Source organism: Paraburkholderia sp. BGA-UO-ETr-F12 (genome assembly GCF_059567945.1).
In genome coordinates, this window is the sequence record NZ_JCAQOZ010000034.1 from 16850 (window position 1) to 41411 (window position 24562).

18 protein-coding genes are annotated in these 24562 nt (G+C 62.8%); 13 read left to right on the forward strand and 5 right to left on the reverse strand.

Annotated features, from left to right (window positions below):
• Positions 1–205: 205 nt before the first annotated feature.
• Both AC57B6_RS16430 and AC57B6_RS16435 read right to left on the reverse strand, forming a co-directional pair.
• Complete coding sequence (locus tag AC57B6_RS16430) at positions 206–1294, reverse strand: porin (RefSeq protein WP_028198943.1); 1089 nt, start codon at positions 1292–1294, stop codon at positions 206–208.
• Between the two features lie 559 nt (positions 1295–1853).
• The gene (locus AC57B6_RS16435; protein WP_042276309.1) at positions 1854–2387 is read right to left on the reverse strand and encodes a hypothetical protein; all 534 of its coding nucleotides are present in this window, start codon (positions 2385–2387) and stop codon (positions 1854–1856) included.
• Between the two features lie 554 nt (positions 2388–2941).
• On the opposite strand from AC57B6_RS16435, the gene AC57B6_RS16440 reads away from it, so the two are divergent.
• The 8 genes from AC57B6_RS16440 (at position 2942) to AC57B6_RS16475 (ending at position 11335) form a co-directional block, all read left to right on the forward strand.
• Positions 2942–3970 (forward strand): bile acid:sodium symporter family protein, encoded by a 1029-nt coding sequence (locus tag AC57B6_RS16440; protein WP_028198941.1) that lies wholly within the window; start codon positions 2942–2944, stop codon positions 3968–3970.
• A gap of 285 nt (positions 3971–4255) precedes the next feature.
• Positions 4256–6109: an EAL domain-containing protein gene (locus AC57B6_RS16445; RefSeq protein WP_496421718.1), complete on the forward strand. Its 1854-nt coding sequence runs from the start codon at positions 4256–4258 to the stop codon at positions 6107–6109.
• A gap of 199 nt (positions 6110–6308) precedes the next feature.
• Positions 6309–7295 (forward strand): LacI family DNA-binding transcriptional regulator, encoded by a 987-nt coding sequence (locus AC57B6_RS16450; protein WP_046567059.1) that lies wholly within the window; start codon positions 6309–6311, stop codon positions 7293–7295.
• Complete coding sequence (locus tag AC57B6_RS16455; RefSeq protein WP_046567061.1) at positions 7292–8563, forward strand: AGE family epimerase/isomerase; 1272 nt, start codon at positions 7292–7294, stop codon at positions 8561–8563. Before AC57B6_RS16450 ends, AC57B6_RS16455 begins: the two co-directional genes overlap by 4 nt.
• A 5-nt stretch (positions 8564–8568) precedes the next feature.
• Positions 8569–9486 carry a carbohydrate kinase family protein gene (locus AC57B6_RS16460; protein WP_046567063.1) on the forward strand — a complete coding sequence of 306 codons (918 nt, stop codon included), beginning with the start codon at positions 8569–8571 and terminating at the stop codon, positions 9484–9486.
• A gap of 207 nt (positions 9487–9693) precedes the next feature.
• Complete coding sequence (locus tag AC57B6_RS16465; protein WP_216751680.1) at positions 9694–9924, forward strand: hypothetical protein; 231 nt, start codon at positions 9694–9696, stop codon at positions 9922–9924.
• 61 nt (positions 9925–9985) lie between these two features.
• Positions 9986–10231 carry a hypothetical protein gene (locus AC57B6_RS16470; protein WP_030100016.1) on the forward strand — a complete coding sequence of 82 codons (246 nt, stop codon included), beginning with the start codon at positions 9986–9988 and terminating at the stop codon, positions 10229–10231.
• Between the two features lie 132 nt (positions 10232–10363).
• Positions 10364–11335 carry an ion channel gene (locus AC57B6_RS16475; protein WP_106352085.1) on the forward strand — a complete coding sequence of 324 codons (972 nt, stop codon included), beginning with the start codon at positions 10364–10366 and terminating at the stop codon, positions 11333–11335.
• 30 nt (positions 11336–11365) lie between these two features.
• Here the strand turns inward: AC57B6_RS16475 and AC57B6_RS16480 are convergent, their stop codons facing one another.
• Positions 11366–12481: a porin gene (locus AC57B6_RS16480; protein ID WP_454804914.1), complete on the reverse strand. Its 1116-nt coding sequence runs from the start codon at positions 12479–12481 to the stop codon at positions 11366–11368.
• Positions 12482–12881: 400 nt separating this feature from the next.
• Between AC57B6_RS16480 and AC57B6_RS16485 the strand changes: the two genes are divergently transcribed.
• The 4 genes from AC57B6_RS16485 to AC57B6_RS16500 all read left to right on the forward strand — a co-directional run bounded on the left by AC57B6_RS16485 (position 12882) and on the right by AC57B6_RS16500 (position 20017).
• Positions 12882–13784, forward strand: a complete 903-nt coding sequence (locus AC57B6_RS16485) for an N-formylglutamate amidohydrolase (protein ID WP_028198932.1) — start codon at positions 12882–12884, stop codon at positions 13782–13784.
• A 22-nt stretch (positions 13785–13806) separates the two neighbouring features.
• The gene (locus AC57B6_RS16490; RefSeq protein ID WP_030100020.1) at positions 13807–14577 is read left to right on the forward strand and encodes an IclR family transcriptional regulator; all 771 of its coding nucleotides are present in this window, start codon (positions 13807–13809) and stop codon (positions 14575–14577) included.
• Between the two features lie 13 nt (positions 14578–14590).
• Entirely contained in the window at positions 14591–16072 is a 1482-nt protein-coding gene (locus AC57B6_RS16495; RefSeq protein ID WP_496421719.1) for a YfcC family protein, read from the forward strand.
• Positions 16073–16429: 357 nt separating this feature from the next.
• On the forward strand, positions 16430–20017 hold the full coding sequence (locus AC57B6_RS16500; protein ID WP_496421720.1) for an indolepyruvate ferredoxin oxidoreductase family protein: 3588 nt from the start codon (positions 16430–16432) through the stop codon (positions 20015–20017).
• A gap of 164 nt (positions 20018–20181) precedes the next feature.
• Here AC57B6_RS16500 and AC57B6_RS16505 read toward each other — a convergent pair whose 3' ends face one another.
• Both AC57B6_RS16505 and AC57B6_RS16510 read right to left on the reverse strand, forming a co-directional pair.
• The gene (locus AC57B6_RS16505) at positions 20182–20886 is read right to left on the reverse strand and encodes a copper homeostasis protein CutC (RefSeq protein ID WP_183802736.1); all 705 of its coding nucleotides are present in this window, start codon (positions 20884–20886) and stop codon (positions 20182–20184) included.
• Positions 20887–21032: 146 nt separating this feature from the next.
• Positions 21033–22301 (reverse strand): sensor domain-containing phosphodiesterase, encoded by a 1269-nt coding sequence (locus tag AC57B6_RS16510; RefSeq protein WP_028198927.1) that lies wholly within the window; start codon positions 22299–22301, stop codon positions 21033–21035.
• A gap of 427 nt (positions 22302–22728) precedes the next feature.
• Here AC57B6_RS16510 and AC57B6_RS16515 point away from each other — a divergent pair, with 427 nt between their 5' ends.
• Positions 22729–24384 (forward strand): Na+/H+ antiporter, encoded by a 1656-nt coding sequence (locus tag AC57B6_RS16515; RefSeq protein ID WP_496421721.1) that lies wholly within the window; start codon positions 22729–22731, stop codon positions 24382–24384.
• The last annotated feature ends 178 nt before the right edge of the window (positions 24385–24562 follow it).

Here is a 24562-nt window from a genome sequence, read left to right on the forward strand (position 1 = left end):
CGGGCGGCAAATCGAGCCGATGCGCAGACGAAGAATGGACGCTAGAAGCGCCAAAGCCCACCTTCTTGGGAAGGTGGGCTTTGGCGATATTGCGTGTTGCTGCGTGACGTTACGTTTAGTCGCGTGTCAGTGCCCGTGTCAGCAGGCAACCGGTATGGCGTCCGCGGCATCCGCTCGCGGACGCCGCCCGCCTCGACCTGGACGCCTAGAACTTGGCGCGCAGGCCGACGCCGTACGTGTCGCCGCTCGACTGGCTGCTGATCTTGTCGTACATATAAGCCGCGTAGATATCCGTGCGCTTGGACAGCGGGTAATCGTAGCCAATCGATGCCGTCTGGCGAGTCTGGTTCAAGCCGCCGCCGTCGCGCGAATAGGCATACGACGCCATCACCGAACCCGGGCCGGCCGGCACCGTGACGCCGCCCTGACCCGTATTCACGTGCCAGCTCGAGATGGTCTGCTGGTTGTACGTGTACATGTACTGGCCGTAGAACTTCACGAACTTCAGGTCGTACGACACGCCGGCTTGCGCCACGCTCTGGCTCTTCAGACCCGGAACGCCCGACGTATTGAAGCTGCCGAGGTCGCCCGGCACGCTGTTGAAGTTCACGTACTGGTACACCGCGGTCGCCGCGAACGGGCCGTGGAAGTACAGCACCTGGCCGCTCCACTTCTTCGCGCCGTTCTGACCCGCTGTATTGCCGAGCGCGTACATCGCGGTCGCGGTCAGGCCGTTGAAGTTAGGCGACGAGTACGACACCGCATTGCTCCAGCCCGAGTCGCCCGTCACGCCCTGATCGGTCGTGTAGGTCGGGAACGTGCCGAGACCCAGATACGTGTGAGCGATGATCGGCGAGAACACGTACGAGTCGACGAACGGGTTGAACAGAATCGTCGACACGAACAACGGCGTGGTCAGGCGGCCTGCCGTTACCGTGCCGTACGGCGATTCGATACCGACGTACGCGTTACGCGAGAACATCGTGTCGCCCGTGAAGCGGCCGTACTGGCCGTTCTGCGCGAGGAAGAAGCCTTCGAGTGCGAAAATCGCCTTGTAGCCGTTGCCCAGATCCTCAGCCCCCTTCAGGCCCCAGTACGACGTCGACATGCCGCCGCCGGACACCTGGACCGCGGTCTTGTTGCCCGGGAATTTCTGCGCACCGACCCACTCGTCGACCTGGCCGTAGAGTTGCACGCTCGATTGTGCAAAAGCAGACGAGGCACTGGCCAGCAGAGCGGCACACGCAGTTGCCTTGAGGGTGGTCTTCAGCGCACGGCTGATGCTTGTTTTCATGGGTTCTCCTGTCTTTGTCAAAAGGGGTGTGGCTGTGCGAAAGGGGGCGCTCGCGCGAACCGTTGTTGTTGTCCGTTCGATCATCGAGTCAATCTGGGCGAGACCATCTTTGCGGACCATTTTTATGGACAAAAATATCGTGGGTTATTGCGGGTATAGCGTTCTGATTAGTTTTGTCATTTATCAGCCTGATAAAGCCGGCGCGGCGGGTGCCCTCATCGCGTCGCGGCGGACTTCGCGGTTCGGCGCAAAGCGTTACTGAGACTGAGCCTGAACGGTTGATAACGGCCCAGATGTCAGGGGGATGACGCGCCGCGCCAAAATCGACCGAATTTGACAACGGGCTGCGATTTGCTGCCGGATGTTTTCAAAAAAGTGTGGCGTCGAAACGTCACATTGACAGGGGGCTTTGAACAGTAGTGGCGTGTAATCCCGCAGTAAGCCGGTTTGATAGCCGGAGATACGGGTTTCACGGTGGGAACGGGGAAAGTTCGGTGGGAGGAAAAGCGCTGTGGAAGCACCTTGAGCGCAGGCGACGAACCCGACGCCCACACGGTGATCAGTTACGGTACGGACCTTCCTGCTGACGTGGGTCATCCCCCGGACGCTGCATAGCGCGCGCGGCGCCGCGCTCTTCGTTATACCGGGCGACGTCGGCGCGAATCGAACCGGTGCGAATCGGTGCGTTAGGCGGTGGCCGCGGCACCCCGCGCGATTCGGCGCTGACCGGTGTGATAGCGTCGGCGTACTGCACACCGCCGCGGCCGTCGTTGGGGTATCCACCCGGGCCGGCCACACGGCGCATACCCGGGTTGTAGGCGCCAAAGCCGTTACCGTAGCTGCCGGCGAAGTTCGCGCGGCCACGTGGCAAGCGGGCGTTACTGTCGGCCACGCTGGTGCGAGGCTGTCTGACATTGGCGGCGCCATGGTAGTAGCCGCCGTTGTGCGCGTCGCCTCGCATTGCGTGGCTAAACACCGCATGCGAACCACCGCCGCCGTGCGGCATGCCCGGCACTTTTGCGCAGGCGAACGAGCACAGCGCGGTGATAACCGCGCCCAATGCCCAGTGCTTCGTTCTCGACAACCCGTCCACCAAGTGACTCACATGCCCGAAGACCTGCCTGAAGCCCATCGTTCGAGCTGCGATGGACCTGTTCTGGGATCGGCGCAAGCGCTGCATCTCTGCTGCGGCGCGGGGCATCCCGATGGCCTTTGATCAGTAATTTATGGTTGCGGGCAAAGGGTGTCGAGCCAAAAAGTGTTAGGCCTCGACGGCTGTTGTAACACCTTGTTACTGCGACGTTTTTCCGCGACAGAGCCCTTGCGCGAAAGCATTGAAACAGCTTGCTGAAACGGCTGTCCCGAGATCCGCTGAAGGTGCTTTCGCATGACGAATCCCCCGCGGATTTCTGGCCGGATTGTCAAAACGGCAGTGGACCAAACCGATGCGCTCGCCAATACTGCAACTGACCGTGAGCATGGACTGAGGCGCACCGATCCCGCGTTCTAATGCGCAACGCTCATTAATCGATTCGGCAAATGAATTTGCATATTTAATCGGTTTTTAGCAACAATAGGCGTTTTTCATAGCTTGAGTCGGGCGCATCCGCGCGCCCGCTTTCCGCATCACCGAATCGAGATTCCGCCATGGCTCGCCCGAAACTGCTTCCCGACAATTTCACCCTGTGCCTTGTAAGCACCGTGATCCTCGCCAGCCTCCTGCCGGTCCACGGGCAGGCCGCTGTCGGATTCAACTGGGTGACGAACGTTGCAGTGGGCCTGCTGTTTTTCCTGCACGGCGCCAAGCTCTCACGCGAGGCGATCGTAGCGGGCGCGACGCATTGGCGTCTGCATCTGGTCGTATTGCTCAGCACGTTCGCGCTGTTCCCGCTGCTCGGTCTCGCGCTTAAGCCGCTCCTTTCGCCACTTGTCACGCCGGCGCTCTATGCGGGGGTCCTCTTCCTCTGCACGCTGCCGTCGACGGTTCAGTCGTCTATCGCGTTCACCTCGATTGCCAAAGGCAACGTACCGGCCGCCGTATGCAGCGCGTCGGCCTCGAGCCTGCTGGGCATCTTCATCACGCCCGCGCTCGTCAGCCTCGTTGTCACCAATCAGGCGGCAAGCGGCGGCGCCTCGCCGTGGCATACGGTAGGCAACATCGTTCTGCAATTGCTGGTGCCGTTCGTGGCCGGACAACTGCTGCGCCCGCTGATCGGCAAGTGGATCGAGCGCCACCGCGGCGTGCTGAAGTTCGTCGACCAGGGCTCGATCCTGCTGGTGGTGTACGGAGCATTCAGCGAGGCCGTGAACGAAGGCCTGTGGCACCAGATCCCGTTGTCCGCGCTCGGCGGACTGGTGCTGATCAGCGTTGTGCTGCTCGCCCTCGCGTTGGCCGTGACGATCGTGGTCAGCAAGCGGCTCGGCTTCGACCGCGCCGACCAGATCACGATCATCTTCTGCGGTTCGAAGAAAAGCCTCGCTGCCGGGGTGCCGATGGCCAAAGTGATTTTCGCCGCGCATGCGGTGGGTGCCGTGGTGTTGCCGCTGATGCTGTTCCACCAGATCCAGTTGATGGTGTGCGCCGCGCTCGCGCAGCGCTGGGGGGCTCGCGACATGAGCAGTGAAACCCGCGCCGCATCGCGCGAGCGGGCCGCCGCCGCCGTCGCGCGCCGTTGAATACGCGCGCAATGCAAACAGGACATTCATAAGCGCCCTCCCTGAGCGTCATTTGAAGAAAGCCGCCTTGTGCGGCTTTTTTGTTATTTCACGCTCAAACGCCGCCGCTGTCGCCTCAGCCGGACGGCATAGGCAAAGTCCTGGCCGCGGCAAAACCAGACGGCAGCGAGCCCGCTGCCGAAACTGGCCGGCGCACCACGCCGGTGCAACGCTTCACTAAAAGTTCACTTAATTCCGTGCCGGATAGGTCGATAAGTCATAGGTCGATCGCTACGCCTAACTGCCATGCAACCTCGTTCGCCCTCCCGATCCGCTACGCCGCGCATCGAGGAGTTGATCGCCCGGCGTGATCTGTCCGCCGTATTCCAGCCGATCATCGATTTCGACGGCGGCGCGATCCTCGGCTACGAAGGTCTGATTCGCGGGCCGTCCGGCACCTCGCTCGAAGCGCCGTTCGCACTTTTTTCGCAGGCGCTCGCCGAGGGCTGCACGCTCGAGCTCGAGCAAGCCGCCGCACGCACCTGCATCGACGCGTTCGCGAAGCTCGATGTCGACGGCAAGCTGTTTCTCAATTTCAGCGCGGGCGCGATCCGCCGGCTGGCCGAAGCACGCGACGACACGCTCGCGCTGCTGCGCCATCGCGGCGTCGATCCGCACCGGATCGTGATCGAACTGACCGAGCAGAGCACGATTCTGGACGTCGCCAGCTTTGTGCCGTTGATCTCGGCGCTGCGCACCGAGGGCGCGCAATTCGCACTCGACGATTACGGCACCGCGAACGCCAGCATGAATCTGTGGGTGCGCCTGCAACCGGACGTCGTGAAGATCGACCGATTCTTCATTCACGGCATCTCCAGCGATTCGCTCAAGTTCGAAGCCGTGCGCGCCATGCAGCACTTCGCCAACGCGAGCGGCGCACGGCTGGTGGCCGAAGGCATCGAGGACGAAGCGGATCTGATCGTGGTGCGTGACATGGGGATCGGCTGCGGGCAAGGCTATTTCTTCGGCCGCCCCCATGCGCAGCCGTCCCGCAGCGTCACCGACGACGCCCGCGACGCGCTGCTCTCCGGCCACATCGCCGTGTTCCCGGAAACGACGCGCACGGTGAGCAGCGCATCGCCGTCGGGCGGCATGGCGTCGGCAAAGATGATGGTGCATGCGCCCGCCTTACCGCGTCACGCCACCAACAACGACGTGCTCGAGCTATTCAACCGTCTGCCCGATCTGCACGCGGTGGCGGTGGTCGAGAACGACGAACCGGTCGCGCTTATCAACCGCCGCAGTTTCATGGACCGCTACGCGCTGCCGTACCACCGCGAGCTGTTTGGCAAGCGGCCCTGCCTGCAGTTCGCGAACGCATCGCCGGTGATCATCGAACAATCGATGACCGTCGAGCAAATGGCCAAACTGCTTGCCAGCGACGACCAGCGTTACCTCGCCGACGGCTTCGTCATCACCGACAAACACGGCAAATACGCCGGTCTCGGCACCGGTGAGAATCTGGTGCGCGCGGTCACCGAGGTGCGCATCGAAGCCGCGCGCTACGCGAACCCGCTGACCTTCCTGCCGGGCAACATCCCGATCAGCTCGCACATCGCCCGCCTGCTCGGCAACGATGCCGGTTTCTACGCCTGCTATGTCGATCTGAACCACTTCAAGCCCTTCAACGATCAGTACGGTTACTGGCAAGGCGACGAAGTGCTGAAATTCGCGGCCGCCGTGCTCGCCGACGTGTGCGACCCGACCCGCGACTTCCTCGGCCACGTCGGCGGCGACGACTTCCTGATCCTGTTTCAGAGCGAGGACTGGAAAGATCGCGTGCTGCGCGCGATTCACCTTTTCAACGAAGGCGCCCAGCGCTTCTATGCGCCCGCCGACCGGCTCGCCGGCGGCATCCACGGTGAAGACCGGCGCGGCAATCCGACCTTCTTTGGCTTCGTGACAATGGCGATCGGCTGCGTACGCGTCGAGTCGGACGGCGGTCCGTCGTTGTATAGCAGCGAAGAAATTGCGTCTGTCGCGGCGCTGGCGAAGCGGCGCGCGAAGCACGAGGCGAGCGGTTTCGTGCTGATCGAGGCGGATGAGAGTGTGGCCCTGCTGCGCGGACAGGCCGACGTAGCGGCGATGTCTTTCGACTGAGTGCGCGGACGCGTCAACACGAGGATTGACGCGTTGTTTAGTATTTTTACTAAACAACATAAATCAGACCAACGCCCGTAGCTACGGGTATTTACGGGGGCGCATCGACGGTTTATGGGGCGGTTTTAGCGATGTTTTACTATACAATCGCCCGAACCCAAACACCGTACGGTCGCGCCGCCCGCGGCCGCTTCACTCGATGGCTACAACCATCCGCGACGTCGCCCGCGCGGCCAGCGTGTCGATCGGCACCGTCTCACGCGCCCTGAAGAATCAGCCCGGCCTGTCCGAGGCCACTCGCGAACGCGTGATCGAAGCGGCACGGCAGCTCGGCTACGACGCCGCCCAGTTGCGTCCCCGTATCCGCCGTCTGACTTTTTTGCTGCATCGTCAGCACAACAACTTCGCCGTCAGCCCGTTCTTTTCGCACGTGCTGCACGGCGTTGAGGATGCGTGCCGCGAACGCGGCATTGTCCCGTCCGTGCTGACCGCCGGTCCGACTGAAGACGTGATCCAGCAGATGCGCCTGCATGCGCCGGACGCGGTGGCGATCGCCGGTTTCGTCGAGCCTGAAACGCTAACCACGCTGGTGGCCATGCAGCGTCCGCTCGTGCTGATCGACCTGTGGGCGCCCGGCCTGCGCTCGGTGAATCTCGACAACGCCGGGGGCGCCACGCTCGCCATGCGGCATCTGTTCGAACAGCAGCGCAAGCGCGTCGCGTTCATCGGCGGCTCGCTCGCACACTTCAGCATTGCCCAGCGCGCGCTCGGTTACAGGCGAGCGTTTTTCGAAGCGGGCCTGCTGTTCGACCCCTCGCTTGAGGTCACGATCGACGCCGGCCTCGATCCCGCCAGCGGCGCGGCGCGCGCGATGCACCAGCTGCTCGACGCGCCCGGCCCGCGGCCCGATGCCGTGTTCGCCTACAACGACGCCGCGGCGCTCGCCGCGCTGCGCGCGTGCCTCGTGCGCGGCCTGCGCGTCCCCGAGGACATCGCGATCATCGGCTTCGACGACATTCCCGCCGCCGCGCATGCCACGCCGCCGCTGTCGACCATTTCGGTCGACAAGGAAGCGCTTGGGCGGCGCGGCGTCGAGTTGCTGCTTGAAGATGCCCCCCTTGAACTCGAAGTCCACTTGCCCGTCCATCTCGTTGCCCGTGCCAGCACTTTGGTAAAAACGCCATGACGCAATCCGATCTGCCTCACTCCGCCAACGGCGCCGCCGCGCCGCTCGTCGAGAGCTTCCGCAACCGCGACTTCCTGCTCTCGCACGTGCAGGACACGCTGAAGTTCTACGCGCCGAACGTGCTCGATCCGAGCGGCGGCTTCTTCCATTTTTTCCGCGACGACGGCTCCGTCTACGACAGGACCACGCGCCACCTGGTGAGCACGTGCCGCTTCGTCTTCAACTATGCGATGGCCTATCGCCAGTTCGGCGACCCGCAGCATCTCGAGTACGCGCGCCACGGTTTGCGCTTCCTGCGCGAAGCGCATTGGGACGCGCAACACCAGGGCTACGACTGGGAACTCGAATGGCGCGACGGCCGCAAACGCACGCTCGACGCAACGCGCCACTGCTACGGCCTCGCGTTCGTGCTGCTCGCGTACTCGCATGCGGCGATGGCCGGCATCGAGGAAGCGAAACCGATGATCGGCGCAACCTTCGAGTTGATGGAACACCGTTTCTGGGACGCCGCAGCTGGCCTCTACGCCGACGAGGCGACAGCCGACTGGCGCGTCAGTTCGTACCGCGGCCAGAACGCGAATATGCACACCACCGAAGCGCTGCTGGCCGCGCACGAGGCGACCGGGCATCTGGTCTATCTGGATCGCGCGGAACGGGTGGCGTCGAACATCACCCTGCGTCAGGCGAAGCTCTCGCAAGGTCTCGTGTGGGAGCACTTTCACGCGGACTGGTCGGTCGATTGGCATTACAACGAGGAAGACAGCTCGAACATCTTCCGTCCGTGGGGCTTTCAGCCCGGGCATCAGACCGAGTGGGCCAAGCTGCTGCTGATTCTGGAGCGCTATCGTCCGTTGCCGTGGCTTCTGCCGCGCGCCGTCGAGTTATTCGACGCGGCCATGACGCATGCCTGGGACGAAGATCACGGCGGCCTCTATTACGGCTTCGGCCCGGACGGCACCGTGTGCGATCACGACAAGTATTTCTGGGTTCAGGCGGAGACATTCGCCACGGCGGCGCTGCTCGGCAAGCGTACCGGCAACGAGCGTTTCTGGGACTGGTACGACGAGATCTGGCGCTACAGCTGGGCGCATTTCGTCGATCACAAGTATGGCGCGTGGTACCGCATCCTCACCTGCGACAACCGTAAGTACAGCGACGAAAAGAGTCCCGCCGGCAAGACCGACTATCACACGATGGGCGCGTGCTATGAGGTGCTGGCGCATGCACTGCCTGACGGCGCGGCCGCTGGGTCCGAATCCGCGGAGTAAGCACAATGAGCAACCTGAACGCGAACACTGAATTTCCCCTCTTCGTCTCCGCCGGCGACATCCTCACCGACCTCGTGCGGACCGGCGCCTCGCAATGGCTCTCGCGCCCGGGCGGCGCGGGCTGGAACGTCGCGCGCTGCGTGGCGCGGCTCGGTTTGCCGACGGCGAGCGCCGGCTCGCTGGGCGTCGATAACTTCTCGGACGACCTGTGGAACGCGAGCATTGCCGCAGGGCTCGACATGCGCTTCATGCAGCGCGTGGAACGGCCGCCTCTGCTGGCGATCGTCCACCAGACGCATCCGCCGGCGTATTTTTTCATGGGCGAGAACGGCGCCGACCTGGCCTTCGATCCGGCGCGCCTGCCGGCCGGCTGGATGGAGCAGGTGAAGTGGGCGCATTTTGGTTGCATCAGCCTCGTGCGTCAGCCGCTCGGCGATACGCTGGCCGCACTGGCCGCCGAGTTGCGTTCGCGCGGCGTGAAGATCAGTTTCGATCCGAATTATCGGAACCTGATGGAACACGGCTACGAGCCCACATTGCGGAAAATGGCCGCGCTGGCCGACCTGATCAAGGTGTCGGACGAGGATTTGCGGATGCTGTTCAAGACGGACGACGAGGCCGGCGCGCTTGCGCAGTTGCGGGCCATGAATCCCGCCGCTACCGTGCTGGTGACACGTGGACCGGAGACGTCCATGTTGATCGACGGCGCCACAGTGGTGGAAGCCCGGCCGCCTCGGGTCGAAGTGGTCGATACCGTGGGCGCCGGGGACGCGTCGATTGGTGGGCTGCTGTTCAGCCTGATGACCGCGCCGCAGCGGGCATGGCCGGAGCATCTTGCCTTTTCGTTGGCAGCGGGCGCCGCCGCTTGCCGCCACGCCGGCGCGCATGCGCCTTCATTGGACGAGGTGGTGGCGCTGCTGTAGCTTTTTTGCCTTGTAAGGCGCGTAGGGTTGCAGATGCGGCGGTAAGTGCGGCGATAAGTGCGGCTGTAAGTTCGATGGAAAGAGCGTCGGCGAATGCAATGGTAGACACCGGCTGCAAAAAATCGAGCGCCGTGCGCGCGATAAACCGAACCGCGATCATCGTGCTAGGATGAAAAAAACCACCCCTTTGGAACAAGGAGCGTTGCCATGGAGGACATCACCTACACCAAAGGCATCTACACGGCCACCGCGTCGATAAGGCAAGTACAAAGCGACACGTGGCAGGGCCTCGTCACCTTGTCCCGCGACGAAGGCGAAGCCAGCGCCGACCAGGAAACCACGGTCTACGAGGTCGAGGCCACGTCGTCCACGCCGGAGGAAGCGCTGGAGGAAGCCAAAGCCCTCGCCCACCGCATCCTCGGGGAGATCGAACTCTAGGCAACCCGGCGCCGCGCCCATCGCACGGCGCCTTTTGCGAATCAACCGGCTGGAGGCGAACATGGCTGAACAGCTCTTCCTCTACGGCGTGTACTCGATTCACGTCCGCCCTCTCGAACTCAGCGGTGCGCGCTGGGATGCGGAATACGAAATCCGGCATCGCGAGAAAGCCGTCAAGTCGTGGACCACCGTGGGCGGCGACAACGGCTACGCGGATCAAACCGAAGCCATCGCCGCAGCGCATCAGCAAGCCGTCGACGACATCGAACACGGCGCCGGCATTCCGAAACCGCGAGCCTTTCCGTAGAGTCATTTGCCGCAGGCGCGTCGAGCGCCGGGCAGCGCCACCTCCACCGCCCCTGCAGCGCGCTGAAAATCCCCCTCCGCGCGCTAACCGGCGTGCTACGCTTTGCGCGTTTTCCATCTTCACGAGCACGCGATGGCGACTGACTCACCCGACCGTCTTTCCAGCATCGGCGACGACGAAACGCCTGCGCCGAGACGTCGCGCGCGCGGCAGCCGGGAAATGCGCCTGGACGATCGCGTCGTGGTCACGCACGGCATGCCCACGCCGCTCTGGCAGGATCTCTACCACCGCGCACTGGTCGTGCGCTGGCCGACGTTCTTTGTCTCGCTCGCGGTTTTGTTCCTGCTGCTCAATACCGTGTTCGCGTCGCTTTACATGCTCGGCACGGCGCCGATCGCCAATCAGTTCCCAGCGGGTTTCGGCGGCGCGTTTTTCTTCAGCGTCGAAACGCTCGCCACGGTCGGTTATGGCGACATGCATCCGCAGACTGTCTACGCGCATTGGATCGCGACCCTGGAGATCTTTGTCGGCATGTCCAGTATCGCGTTGGCGACAGGGCTGATCTTCGCGCGCTTTTCACGCCCGCACGCCAAGATCATGTTCGCCCGCTACGCGATCGTGCGGCCGCTCGAGGGCCGCATGACGCTGGTGGTGCGCGCCGCCAACGCGCGTCAGAACGTGATTGCCGAGGCGCGGGCGAACCTGCGCCTCTTGCGGCTGGAGACCACCGTCGAAGGCTTTACCTTGCGCAAGCTCTACGACCTCACGCTAGTGCGCAATCAGCACCCGGTGTTCAAACTGGGCTGGAGCCTGATGCACGTCATCGACGAAAGCAGTCCGCTATTCGGTGAAACCGCCGAAACCTTGAAAGGCCGCGAGGCGTCGCTATGGCTCACGCTTGAAGGTGTCGACGAATCGACCTCGCAGACCATGCAGGCGCGTCACATGTGGTCTTGCGAGCAGATCCGCTGGCAGTACAAGTACGTCGACATCATGCATGAGGAAAACGGCGTGAGTCATATCGACTACTCGCATTTCAACGACGTCGTGCCGCTCGATCCGGCGCCTGTTGCCGCGCCGGCGGCGAAAGCCCCTGCATCGTAAGCCGCGCGGCCTCCGGCTGAATCGCTTCCGTCAGAACTTGTGGCGAATCCCCACCACGCCCACCACCTGAATCTTCGAGCTCGACGGATTGCTGATCCCTTCAATCGCTGCCACCGTATTCGACGACGAGCGCTGATAGATCGCGTTCACATACAGATCGGTGCGCTTGGACAGGTAGTACTGCACGCCCGCGCTGGTTTGCAGGTAATGCACGCTCGGCTTCGCGCTTTGCGTCGTATTGACCTGCGTGTATGTTTCGCCGATCGCGAACATCACGGCCGGCGTGAAGCGGTAACGGAAACTGCCTTCGTAGTTGTTGAAGCGCTGTGACGCACCGGTTTGCAGATTGAACAGCGAGGTGGTGTACAGCATCCCGAACGTCGCATTGCCGAAGTCGTACGTACCGGCCGCGCCCCAGATCTGCTGTTTCGTGATGCCCTTCAGGAAAGTGAAATAGTTGTCCGACGGAATCGCACCGGTCGGATCGAGCGCCGGGTTATCGAGCACCACATACGCGACACCCAGATGCAACGGACCGTGCGCATAGGTGCCGCCGACGCTCCAGCTGCGGTTCGCCGCAAAGTTGGTCGCATTGGAGAAACCGTACATCGCATTGCCCTGAAAGCCCGCGAAATTCGGCGTCACGTACTTCACCGAGTTGTCGGTGCGAAACGAGTTGTTCAGGTCGTCGGTGTCGAACGGGTGCAGCGCGTACTGCGTGAGCGACGTGCTCGCGCCAATCTGCAACGGCGCCAGCGAATCCTGTGCGGCGTTGTACTGGCGGCCCATCGTGAAAGTCCCCCAGCGCTGGTTCGACAATCCCACCCACGCCTGACGGCCGAACATGCGGCCGTTTGCGCTCGCGGTGCCGGTCTCGATATTGAAGCCGTTCTCCAGTTTGAAGATCGCCGTGGTGCCGCCACCCAGATCCTCCGTGCCCACCATGCCCCAGCGTGTGCCCTGTTCGTTGCCGCCGGTCGCCTGCCAGGTCGTGCTGCCTTTCTGGTTGCTCGTGTAGGTGATGCCTGAGTCGACGATGCCGTACAGCGTCACGCTCGACTGCGCCATGGCCTTGCCCCCCGACACCGCGAGCACCGCACCCATCGCCGTACCTGTAAGCGCCATCACCAGACCTTTGCTGTTCATCTGCATTTCCTTGATATGAGTGTGTGAAACCGTCATGTCGAAGCCGATCGCTTATGGCCTGCTTGCCTCGACCATTTTGTTTTATTGAATAAAACAACGTATCGTTTATTATTCGAAATGCAAAATTGCTTGGTCAAGGTATCGTAGAAATACTGGTTTGCCCGCATTGACGGCATTACGTGCTGCTGGGGGTTTTACTGAGTGACACCGCGCAAATCCTTGACCAACAGGGATTTCAAAATAGATGACCCAGATTGCAAGGCTTTCGACGAGTGACTTGACCGGCAATAAGGTTCGTCGTTAAATATTGATATGCTGTTTTATTTAATAAAACACGCAAGCCACTGACTCAAGCCACGACGACCTTCAAAGCGCGTCGGCCACCCGAAAGGAATTTGTTTTGACGCCCGATAGCAACACTTTTGCCGCGCCGGCAAACGCGCCGTTCTTTATCGCGGAACCCACTGCGGCTGCGCTACCGATCCTGTTCGATTCGCCGCACAGTGGCATCGCGCTGCCGGCCGACTTCGGCACGTCCGCGCCGACCGCCGCGATTCGCAGTTCGTGGGACGCATTCGTCGACGAACTGTGGGCCGGCGTGCCCGAGCAAGGCGGCGTGCTGATCGGCGCACATTTCCCGCGCGCCTATATCGACCCGAACCGGGCGATCACCGACATCGACGTGCAATTGCTCGCCGAGCCGTGGCCCGAACCGCTCGCCCCGGAGAAGTACACGTTGCGCGGCATGGGGCTGATCCGGCGCGACGCGCTGCCGAATGTGCCGATGTACGACCGCAAGCTGTCGATCGCCGAAGTACGGCATCGCATCGACACGTACTACTTGCCCTATCGTGCCGCGCTCAGCGCCGCCGCCGAGCGTGCTTACGCCCAGCACGGTGCGCTGTGGCACATCGACTGCCATTCGATGAAATCGCGCGGCAACGAGATGAACGTCGACGCCGGCGCGGCACGTCCCGACTTCGTTATCAGCGACCGTCGTGGCACCACCGCCGACCCGGCCTTCACACAATGGGTGGCGGACTATTTCAGCGGCGCGGGCTATCGCGTTCAGATCAACGAGCCATATCAGGGCGGCGATCTGCTCACCGCCGTCAGCGATCCCGCGCGGCGCAGGCACAGTATCCAGATCGAACTGAATCGCGCGCTGTACATGGACGAAGCCGCGTTCGTCAAAAACACCGGCTTCGACACGCTCAAGCGCGACCTCGACGCTTTCGCCGCCGCGCTCGCCGGCTATGTCCGCGCCCAGCTTGCCGCGCCTCGGCCCTATCCGGCTCAATGACGCAACGAATGAAGGAACAACCGTGAACTACATCGTCGATTCCGTCGACAGCGCACTCAAGCTGCTAAGCCACGTGGCCGAACATCCAGGCCTTGGCGTCACCGAACTCGCCAACCAACTCGGCATCAACAAATCGCGCGCTTATCGCATGCTGTGCACGCTCGAATTGCATCGCTTCGTGGTGCAGGACACGCGTGCCTCAACCTACGCGCTGGGTCCGCAGGCCTTCGTGATCGGCGTCGCGGCCGCGCAGCAGAACACGCTGGTGCGCTCGGCGCAAAAGCACATGCTTGCGCTCAACCAGGCAATCAACGAGAACGTCGTGCTGCGCGTGCGCGAAGGGCTCGAAACCGTCTGCGTCGCGCGTTGCGAAAGCACGCACGAGATGCGCACCATCGGCGCGGTGGGCAACCGGCGCGCGCTCAACAGCGGCGCGTCCGGCAAGATCCTGCTCGCGTTCGCGCCGGACGCCGTCAAGACCGAATACTTCGCGCGCCTGAAAAAGCTGCCGCAGCCGCCGGACCTGATGAAGCTCGCCGACGAACTCGACGCGATCGCACGCAAAGGCTATGCGGTCAGCGTGGGCGAAGTGACGGCCGGCGCCGTGGCGATCTCGGTGCCGGTGCGTGACGTCACCGGAGAAGCGGTGGCCGCAGTCAGTGTGTCGGGACCCGAAATGCGCATTAGCCGCATCGAGATTCCCGATTACCTCGAACGGCTGCAAGCGTGCAGTCGCACCATCTCCGCCGAACTCGGCTACACCGCGCCGCAAATGAATCCGCTGCCGGCATGACAGGAATCCATCCATGACCACGCTTGCTCCACCCGCGGCCCCCACCGCCGACGACGACCAACCACCGGGCAGCCATCCCGGCAGCGGCAGCGAAGAAAAGAAACCGCACGGTAAGATGCTGCATCCGGTGGTGATGATGATCTGGGTCGTGCTCGCCGCCGTGGCGATGACCTATCTGATCGATGCCGGCCGCTTCGAGCGTCACGACAAGCTGGTGGTGCCGGGCACCTATCAGGTGGTGCCGAAGAGCCACAGCCTCGCCACGCTGATCGCGCCCGGCGTCAGCAAAAGCACCCCCGAACAAGCCGCGCCCGCGAGCCTGGTGTCGGCCTTCGTCGCGGTGCCCAACGGTCTCATCAAGAACGCACCGCTGATTTTCATGGTGATGTTCGTCGGCGGCATGTTCGGCGTGATGCGCAAGACCGGCGTCGTGGACGCGGGGATCGACCGGCTCCTGCAACTCACCGCGGGCAACGTGTATGTGCTGGCGCCGCTGCTGATGGTGTTGATCGGCCTGGGCAGCACCCTGCTCGGGTTCATCTCCGAATACCTCGTGATCATTCCGATGGTGATGGTGCTGGCGCGGCGGCTCGGCTTGTCGAACCTGTTCGCGGTCGGGCTGGTCGCGATTGCCGCGAAGGTCGGTTATATCGCCTCGGTGACCAATCCGCTGTCGCTCGCCGTCGCGCAGCCGATCGTCGGGGTGCCGCTCTTTAGCGGAATCGCAATGCGCATCGGCGTGTTCGTTGTGTTCCTGACGCTAGGCATTCTGTATCTGCTGGCCCACGTACGTTTGAGCGGCTACCGGCTGGCTGTCGCCCGTCAAAGCGTCGATCAGCATCCGCAAGCCAGGCTGTCGGGCCGCCACAAAGCGACGCTGATCGTGCTGACCGTCGCCGCCGCCATGCTCGTGATCGGCACGCGTGAACTGCACTGGGGCAACGTGGAGTTGTCCGCGTTCTACGTGTTCATCAGCATCGTGACGGCGGCTGTGGGCAGGCTCGATTCGCGCAGCGCGGCTGATGCTTTCGTCGACGGCATGAAGGGGATGATTCTCGCCGGCCTGCTGATCGGGCTCGCGGCATCCGTCGAACTGATTCTGCAAAATAGTCTAGTTCTCGACACGCTGATCGAGCATTTCACGCGACTCGCGCGCGGCCAATCCGCGGTGTGGGTAGCGAACGGCCTGATGGCCGTGCAGATGGTGCTCGACGTGTTCATTCCGTCCGTGTCCGGCAAGGCCGCGGTCAGCATGCCGATCATCGGACCGATTGCGCAGTTGTCCGGCGTCAGCGGCCAGACCTCGGTGCTCGCCTTCGTGTTGGGCGGCGGCTTGACGAACATGGTCACACCGACCTCGGGGATGCTGCTCGCGTACCTCGCCACCGCGCGGGTCGGCTTCGGTCAGTGGATCAGGTTCATCCTGCCATTATTCGTGGTGCTGCTGTTGCTCTCGGGCGGCGCCCTGGCGCTGGCCGTCTGGACCAAGTACTGAACCTTAGGCCGGCCGCTTTGAAAGGTATTCGCCCGCCGGCCGCGAAACGGCCGGCTGGGCACGCGCTGATGCCAATTTCACCGTCACGCGACACACCAGGGCATACCCGAACCCTTCCGTTGCGTGGCAGATCCATCTCAAAACTTCATTAAAAAGCGCGACCCGTCGCGCTGTTTCGTTGAACGCGTCGCCAAGTAGAAAAAATTCACTCCAATTGGCGCTAAAAAATAGAGTCTCTTTCGCCGCGTCACCTTTTGTGGTCCCCACCCACGGCGCGCGGATGCAAAACGCAATTAATGCATGGGATCGGAGTAAGGCACTAAAGCGCCAACTCCGATCGACAATGGAGACTCACCCATGACCGCTCGCCTGCCCATCGACGGCACGCCCGCTCTCGCCGACTACAAGCTGTCCGACAACCTCACCGCCACGCGCGGCCGGATTTTCCTGACCGGCACCCAGGCGCTGGTGCGACTTGCGCTGATGCAGCGCGCCGCCGACCGCGCACACGGTATGAACACCGCCGGTTTCATCAGCGGCTATCGCGGCTCGCCGCTCGGCATGGTCGACCAGCAGTTATGGAAAGCAAAGAAACTGCTCACGGCGAGTGATATTCGCTTTTTGCCGGCGATCAACGAAGAACTTGGCGGCACCGCCGTGCTCGGCACGCAGCGAGTGGAATCGGACCCGGAGCGCACCGTCGAAGGCGTATTCGCGATGTGGTACGGCAAAGGCCCGGGCGTGGATCGCGCGGGTGACGCGCTGAAGCACGGCAACGCGTACGGCTCGTCGCCGCACGGCGGCGTGCTGGTGGTGGCGGGCGACGACCACGGCTGCGTGTCGTCGTCGATGCCGCATCAAAGCGACTTCGCATTGATGGCATGGCATATGCCGGTGGTGAATCCGTCGAACATTGCCGACATGCTCGAGTTCGGCCTGTATGGCTGGGCGCTTTCCCGTTTCTCGGGTGCATGGGTCGGCTACAAGGCGATCTCGGAAACGGTCGAGTCCGGCTCGACGGTGGACCTCGATGCGCTGACAACCGAATGGGCGCCGCCACAGGATTTCGCCGCACCTGCCGGCGGCCTGCATAACCGCTGGCCCGATCTGCCGAGCCTGACCATCGAATCGCGCATGCACGCGAAGCTCGACGCGGTTCGTCATTTTGCGCGCACCAATAGCATCGACAAATGGATTGCGCCGAGTCCGCATGCGAACGTGGGCATCGTCACCTGCGGCAAGGCCCACCTCGACCTGATGGAAACGCTGCGCCGGCTCGATCTGACGGTGGCCGATCTGGAAGCGGCCGGTGTGCGGATCTACAAGGTCGGTTTGTCGTTCCCATTGGAAATGACGCGCATCGACGCGTTCGTTTCCGGCCTGTCGGAAGTGCTGGTGATCGAAGAGAAGGGTCCGGTCATCGAGCAGCAGATCAAGGACTATCTGTACAACCGCACGCAAGGCACGCGGCCGATCGTGGTCGGCAAGAACGCCGAGGACGGCACGTTGCTGCTGTCGTCGCTGGGTGAATTGCGGCCGTCGCGCATTCTGCCGGTGTTCGCGAACTGGCTCGCGAAGCACAAGCCGGCGCTCGATCGTCGCGAGCGTGTGGTCGATCTGGTCGCGCCGCAAATTCTTTCGAATGCCGCGGATAGCGTCAAACGTACGCCGTATTTCTGCTCCGGCTGCCCGCACAACACGTCGACCAAAGTGCCTGAAGGTTCAATCGCGCACGCGGGGATCGGCTGTCACTTCATGGCCTCGTGGATGGAGCGCGACACCACCGGCCTGATTCAGATGGGCGGTGAAGGTGTGGATTGGGCCTCGCATTCGATGTTCACGAAAACGCGCCACGTCTTCCAGAATCTCGGCGACGGCACCTATTTTCACTCCGGTATTCTCGCGATCCGGCAGGCGGTCGCCGCGAAAGCCACCATCACGTACAAGATTCTCTATAACGATGCGGTCGCGATGACGGGCGGACAACCGGTCGACGGCAGCATCTCCGTGCCGCAGATCGCGCGTCAGGTGGAAGCCGAAGGCGTGTCGCGTTTCGTCGTGGTCAGCGACGAGCCGGAGAAATACGACGGCCATCACGACCAGTTCCCGAAGGGCACGACGTTCCACCACCGCAGCGAAATGGATACCGTGCAGCGCGAATTGCGCGACACCGACGGCGTAACCGTGCTGATCTACGACCAGACCTGTGCGGCGGAAAAACGGCGTCGCAGGAAAAAAGGCGAGTTTCCCGATCCGGATAAGCGTCTTTTCATCAACGAGGAAGTCTGCGAAGGCTGCGGCGATTGCGGCGTACAGTCGAACTGTCTGTCGGTCGAACCGGTTGAGACCGCGTTGGGGCGCAAGCGCCGCATCGATCAATCGTCGTGCAACAAGGATTATTCCTGCGTGAACGGTTTCTGCCCGAGCTTCGTCACGGTGGAAGGCGGCAAGCTGAAGAAGGCCGCGGGCGCCGCGTTCGATCCGGTCGCGCTCGCTGCCCGTGTCGACGCGTTGCCGATTCCCGCGACGCATCTCGATGCCGCGCCGTACGACATCCTGGTGACGGGCGTTGGCGGCACCGGCGTCGTGACGGTCGGCGCACTGATCAGCATGGCCGCGCACCTGGAAGGCAAGAGTGCGTCGGTGCTCGACTTCATGGGCTTCGCGCAAAAGGGCGGCTCGGTGCTGTCGTTCGTGCGCTTTGCCGCACGCGACGAGTGGCTCAATCAGGTGCGTATCGACACGCAACAGGCCGACGTGCTGCTCGCCTGCGACATGGTGGTGGGCGCGAGCGCCGATGCCTTGCAAACGGTGCGTCATGGCCGCACGCGCATCGTCGTCAACACGCACGCCATTCCGAACGCGACCTTTGTGCAGAATCCCGATGCGACGCTGCATGCCGATGCCCTGATCGACAAGATGCGCCACGCCGCGGGTGAAGAGCGCATGTCGACGTGCGACGCTCAGGCACTCGCCACGCGTTTCCTCGGCGACACGATCGGCGCGAACATTCTGATGCTCGGTTATGCCTGGCAACTCGGTCTGGTGCCGGTGTCGTTCGCGGCGATGATGCGCGCGATCGAATTGAACAACGTCGCTGTGCAGATGAACCAACTGGCATTTTCGATTGGGCGTGTGGCTGCGGAAGATCCGGCGGCACTGGAATCGCTGTGGCAAGCACGGCACCTGGCGAAGCAGGCGGTACGCGTCGATACGCTCGACGAACTGATCGCGCATCGCGAAGGCCGTCTGCAGACCTACGGCGGCGCGCGCTATGTGCAGCGATATCGCACGCTGGTCGACGCGGCGCGTCGCGCCGAAACCGCGGTCGATGCAAAGAGCGAGCGCGTGACGCGTGCTGTGGCGACGACGTTCTACCGTCTGCTTGCGGTGAAGGACGAATACGAAGTCGCGCGTCTGCATACGGATGCGGCTTTCCGTGAAGCACTGGAAGCGCAATTCGAAGGTGTCGCGGGCAAGGACTTCGGCATCAAGTTCAACCTCGCGCCGCCGACGCTCGCGCGCGCACAACCGGGCGTCAATCCGACCAAGAAGACCTTCGGTCAGTGGATGTGGCCGGTGCTCGGCGTGATGGCGAAATTCCGCGGTTTGCGCGGCACGATGCTCGATCCGTTCGGCCGCACGCTGGAGCGCAAGATGGAGCGCGAACTTGCTGACGACTATGAAACGACGTTGCAACGCGCGCTCTCGAAGCTCAACGTGAACAATCTCGAGGACGTTGCAAAGCTCGCCGATCTGCATGCGCGTGTGCGGGGTTACGGTCACGTGAAACTGGCAAATCTGGCCGGCGTGAAGCGCGGCGAGCGCGATCTCGCGGCACGCTTGCAGATCGAAGCGGCGACCAGCGCGTCGGTGAAGAAATCGTTGGAGGAGGTCAAGGGCGCCGGTCAGTTGCGCGGCATTCCGGTGGTCGTCGCGAAGTAGTTCTTTCGCGCTGTACGATAAAAAATGCCGCTTCGAGTGTAACCTCGAAGCGGCATTTTTTTGCTTGCTGGATTGGCGACGCGTTGCATCTCGTAGCGTTGATTGTCTGCCGGATCGTTTTGCTACGCGCTGCGTCCCAGAGCGCCGATTATCTTCCTGACTAGTTAGCTCCGCTTTTGGTCCAGTAGCGCTCTCACCTGCGCGACTTTCTCCGCCTCAACGGGCGCAAGACCGTTGCCGCCAACGCGCACCCCCGAACCGAAGTGAACCGCCTGAACTTGCGTCGCGCTCACGAAACCGGCAACCGCGTCGATGGTCAAACCCGCGCCCGCCAGCACCGTGCAATGTGAGCCGGCCGCTTGCCGCACCAATTCACGCACGATGGGCTCCGCTTGCAACACCGAAGGTTTGCCGCCCGAAGTCAGCACATTCGTCACGGCATCGAAACCGAGCAGCACGTCGAGTGCTTTTTGCAGATCACGCGTTTCGTCGAACGCGCGGTGGAAGGTGATCGCGAGGCCATCTGCCGCATCGATCGCGCGCGCGAGGCCTTCACGATCGATCTCATCGTCTGCCGTCAGCATGCCGATCACCACGCCGTTCGCGCCGGCCGCTTTGACGGCACGCACGTCGCGCAGCATGACGGCGTAGTCGTCGGCGTCGTACACGAACGAGCGGCTATGCGGACGTACTATCACGTTGACCGGCGCGGGCGCCGACGCGGCAACCACTGCTTCGATCAGGCCAAGACTCGGTGTCAGACCGCCCTCGCCCATCGCGGTGACGAGTTCGAGCCGGTCCGCGCCCGCCTGAAGGCCAAGCCGGGCGTCGGCGACGGTCGTTGCGATGACTTCGAGTAGAACGGACATAAACGTGGCGGAGGGTCGTCAAAAACGACATGATCGCAGAACCGCTGCTCGTCCTGCCAATCTGAACCACGGCTGCCGCCACTCGCCGTTCCGGTCTGAACTACCGGACCCCTTCGCTTGTTCTCCCGAACGCCCCATCCGAACCGCTATTCTTCGACCCAATCGATATCGCCGCACAGCACGCAGGTCTGATCGCCAACGCGCGTGGCCATCGAAAGCGTCACGCATGGCAAGGCCTCATTGATCGACAGATACGGACGCGTCACATGCACGCGTTCCGGCGCATTGATCGCCGCACGGAAATACGGCCGACGCAGCCAGTTCGCCCCTTGCGCGTCGGCCAGCGGCAGAAAGCGCGTTTCATGCGCCGCGCGATCGGCGCGCAACACGACATTGCGGCCCGCCTGCTTGCCCTTCGCGTCGAGCAGAAAACAGCGTGCGGCATGGTCGAGCGCAAGGAAATTCCAGCACACTTCCTCGAGCGGCTCGCCGGCGGCAAGCCGTTCCGCAGCGCGCTCAAAGGCCCGCAGGTACGGGGTGAGACGGCTCGCATTGCGGCGCTCGCGCGCTTCGGCCTGATCGCGATAACGGTCGGTCACTTCGCTGATGCAAGTCGCGGCGTGCGCCGCGTCGGCCGCGCCAGGATTCGGCCGACCGAAGAAAAAACCCTGCACGAAGTCCGCATCGCAGGCGAGCGCCATCTGCGCTTCATGCTCCGTTTCGACGCCTTCGATCAGCACCAGCTTGCCGGCCTCATGCAGCAGCGCCACTAGGCCCGGCAGGATAGTCGCCATATCCGCACGATGCGCGGCGTGCGACAGCATGATGCGGTCCAGCTTGACGATATCGGGATTCAATTGCCAGATCCGTTCGACATTCGAGTGACCCGCGCCGAAATCGTCGAGCGCGATCAGGAAGCCGCGCTCACGGAACTGACGCACTGCTTCGACGAGACGTTCGAGATCTTCCGCCTGCTGTTCGAGCACTTCGAGCACGATCCGCCGCGGCGACAGATCGAGGCGCCGGAGATTGGCCAGCAACGCGGCGGCGAGATACGGATCGGTGAGCGCGCCGGGATGAATGTTCAGGAACAGCCATTCGCGCTCGGCGCCGAGCACCTTGAAGTTCTCCAGATGCAGCGTCTGGGCGAGCCGGTCGACTTGCAGCACGTCGCCCAGACGTGCGGCCTCGCCGAACACGTCAAGCGGCGACACTGGCCGGTCGAGCGCGTCGTGCGCGCGCAGCAAGCCTTCGTAGCCGACCGCCCGCATATGCGAGAGGCTGAAAATCGGTTGAAACACGCTGGTCAGCGTCAGCTCGCCATGCTGCACCGAAAAACGTTCGAGCCCCGATGTCACCTCGACGTCGAAACCATGCGGCGCTGCGGCCGTCCTTTCCTGTTGCGCGATCGTCATGCAATCCTCTCATGCGAGAGCCGGGCCGGTCCGGACGCGAAAGCGAACAACCTCGGCACCGATTCCCAAAATGTGCGTCATCGATATTCCTTAAGCAAGCTCCATGCGCACGCTGGCGCACATTCGAACGAAATTTGCATAGCCGGCTGCACCGGCGCAAGGGACGATGCGCCGCTCGCGGGCGTGACGCGCACCGTTCAGGTGCATCGCGTTGACGGGATGCCGGCCGCCGACGCGCACGGGGACTGGCCGGATGAGGGCGCTGGGGCTTGCAGGGTTGACGAGGGGGTGTCGCATCATCGGGCTAAACTTCGGCCTTACGTCTTGCGTCTCACGTCTTATCTCTCACGCACGCCTTGTGGCCGGGTTGCGGTGACATCGCCAATGTTCGCCGAGGCGGCACCGCTATATCTTCAGAAATAGACCGATGGATATTGTCTTTACCGTACTGATTCTTTTGCTCGCCGTCTCTGCTTCCGGCATCTTTATCCGGATGCTGCCGATTGCGTTGCCGTTGCCACTCGTTCAGATCGCGATCGGCGCTTTGCTCGCATGGCCGATGTTTGGACTGCACGTCACCTTCGATCCGGAAATTTTCATGATGCTGTTCATTCCGCCGCTGCTGTTCGCGGACGGATGGCGCATTCCCAAGCGCGAATTATTCATGGCGCGCCGTTCGATTCTGATGCTGGCCCTCGGGCTGGTTTTCATGACGGTGCTGGCCGTCGGCTACTTCGTGCATGCGCTGGTGCCGTCGATCTCGCTGCCGGTCGCCTTCGCGCTTGCTGCGGTGTTGTCGCCGACCGATGCCGTTGCGCTCAGCGGTATTGCCGGCAAGGGCAGGATTCCCGGGCGGCTGATGCATATTCTCGAAGGCGAGGCGTTGATGAACGACGCGTCGGGCCTGGTCGCGTTGAAGTTCGCGATTGCCGCGGCGCTGACCGGGGTGTTTTCGTTGCGCGACGCGTCGATCAGCTTCGCGATCATCGCGGTGGGCGGCCTGGCGACGGGTGCGGCGGTGAGCTGGGCGTTCAGCTTCGTATCGGCGCGCTTTCTGAGTCTCAATGAAGAAGGCGATCCGGCGCCGGGCGTCGTGATGACGTTGCTGATTCCGTTCGCTGCGTATCTGATTGCCGAGCGCTTCGAATTGTCGGGCATTCTGTCTGCGGTCGCGGCCGGCATGATGATGAATTACGCGAGCATAGTGAACGTCGGGCCGGTGTCGTCGCGCGTGCGGGCCAGCAGTACGTGGACGATGATCGAATTCGTCTTCAATGGCATGGTGTTCATTCTGCTGGGGCTGCAGTTCCCGCACATTCTTGGCCGTGCGCTGCTCGACGCGCACGAGACTAGCGACGCGCAGGTGGGTTTGCTGATTGGCTACATTGCCGCGGTGGCGGCGGCGCTGTACGCGATGCGCTTCGTGTGGGTGTGGCTGTTGCGCTGGTTCGCGAGCCGCGGTGCGGCGAAACACGGTGTGGCGAACGCCGTGCCTGGCTTGCGCACGGTGACGGTGACGACAGTGGCCGGCGTACGTGGCGCGGTGACGCTGGCGGGTGTGTTGTCTTTGCCTGAGGTGTTGCCCGGCGGCGCGCCGCTGCCGGGGCGGGATCTGGCGATTTTCATTGCGTCGGGGGTGATACTTTTATCGCTGCTGGTGGCGGTGGTGGCCTTGCCGCTGTTGTTGCGGGGTTGGCGGCGCGGCAAGGATCCGCATGCTGCGGAGGAGGCGATGGCACGCACGGCGGCGGCCCAGGCGGCGATCCGCGCTGTCGATGAGGTGCACGATACTCAGTGCGCGGATCTCGATGAGTCGGCATCCGCGTATGCCGCGGATGTCACCGCGAGGGTGATGGATGTGTATCGACGGCGGCTTGCGACGCTCGATGAGGAGCAGGAGCCAAGGGAGTTGGCGCGTCGTGCCGATGCGCTGGAGTTCCGGATGAAGTTGGCGGCTATGCGGGCGGAGAGGAAGGCGCTGCTTGCGCTGCGGAATTCTCAGCAGATTAATGATGAGACTTTGAATAAGCTCATGCGGGAAGTGGATCTGGCTGAGACCGCACTTACTGTGCGGAGGAAATGAAGGTTTTGTTTTTGGTCTGGATTTTGGGTGTTGCCTTGTTGTAGTGGTCCGTTCTGGTGTTGGTCTTTTGGCCTTTCCTTGAATTGTTAGTGGTCTATTAGCGTTGCCCCTGTGCGGGGCGGCACCTACTTTTCTTTGCCTGCCGCAAAGAAAAGTAGGCAAAAGAAAGCGGCTCAAA

Excerpts from the sequence above, each read along its gene's own strand:
- AC57B6_RS16465 (WP_216751680.1), top strand. The coding sequence starts at position 9,694 with ATGGAGGACATCACCTACACCAAAGGCATCTACACGGCCACCGCGTCG.
- AC57B6_RS16430 (WP_028198943.1), bottom strand. The coding sequence starts at position 1,294 with ATGAAAACAAGCATCAGCCGTGCGCTGAAGACCACCCTCAAGGCAACT.
- AC57B6_RS16495 (WP_496421719.1), top strand. The coding sequence starts at position 14,591 with ATGACCACGCTTGCTCCACCCGCGGCCCCCACCGCCGACGACGACCAA.
- AC57B6_RS16440 (WP_028198941.1), top strand. The coding sequence starts at position 2,942 with ATGGCTCGCCCGAAACTGCTTCCCGACAATTTCACCCTGTGCCTTGTA.
- AC57B6_RS16445 (WP_496421718.1), top strand. The coding sequence starts at position 4,256 with ATGCAACCTCGTTCGCCCTCCCGATCCGCTACGCCGCGCATCGAGGAG.
- AC57B6_RS16505 (WP_183802736.1), bottom strand. The coding sequence starts at position 20,886 with ATGTCCGTTCTACTCGAAGTCATCGCAACGACCGTCGCCGACGCCCGG.
- AC57B6_RS16480 (WP_454804914.1), bottom strand. The coding sequence starts at position 12,481 with ATGAACAGCAAAGGTCTGGTGATGGCGCTTACAGGTACGGCGATGGGT.
- AC57B6_RS16450 (WP_046567059.1), top strand. The coding sequence starts at position 6,309 with ATGGCTACAACCATCCGCGACGTCGCCCGCGCGGCCAGCGTGTCGATC.
- AC57B6_RS16470 (WP_030100016.1), top strand. The coding sequence starts at position 9,986 with ATGGCTGAACAGCTCTTCCTCTACGGCGTGTACTCGATTCACGTCCGC.
- AC57B6_RS16515 (WP_496421721.1), top strand. The coding sequence starts at position 22,729 with ATGGATATTGTCTTTACCGTACTGATTCTTTTGCTCGCCGTCTCTGCT.
- AC57B6_RS16475 (WP_106352085.1), top strand. The coding sequence starts at position 10,364 with ATGGCGACTGACTCACCCGACCGTCTTTCCAGCATCGGCGACGACGAA.
- AC57B6_RS16500 (WP_496421720.1), top strand. The coding sequence starts at position 16,430 with ATGACCGCTCGCCTGCCCATCGACGGCACGCCCGCTCTCGCCGACTAC.
- AC57B6_RS16455 (WP_046567061.1), top strand. The coding sequence starts at position 7,292 with ATGACGCAATCCGATCTGCCTCACTCCGCCAACGGCGCCGCCGCGCCG.
- AC57B6_RS16510 (WP_028198927.1), bottom strand. The coding sequence starts at position 22,301 with ATGACGATCGCGCAACAGGAAAGGACGGCCGCAGCGCCGCATGGTTTC.
- AC57B6_RS16460 (WP_046567063.1), top strand. The coding sequence starts at position 8,569 with ATGAGCAACCTGAACGCGAACACTGAATTTCCCCTCTTCGTCTCCGCC.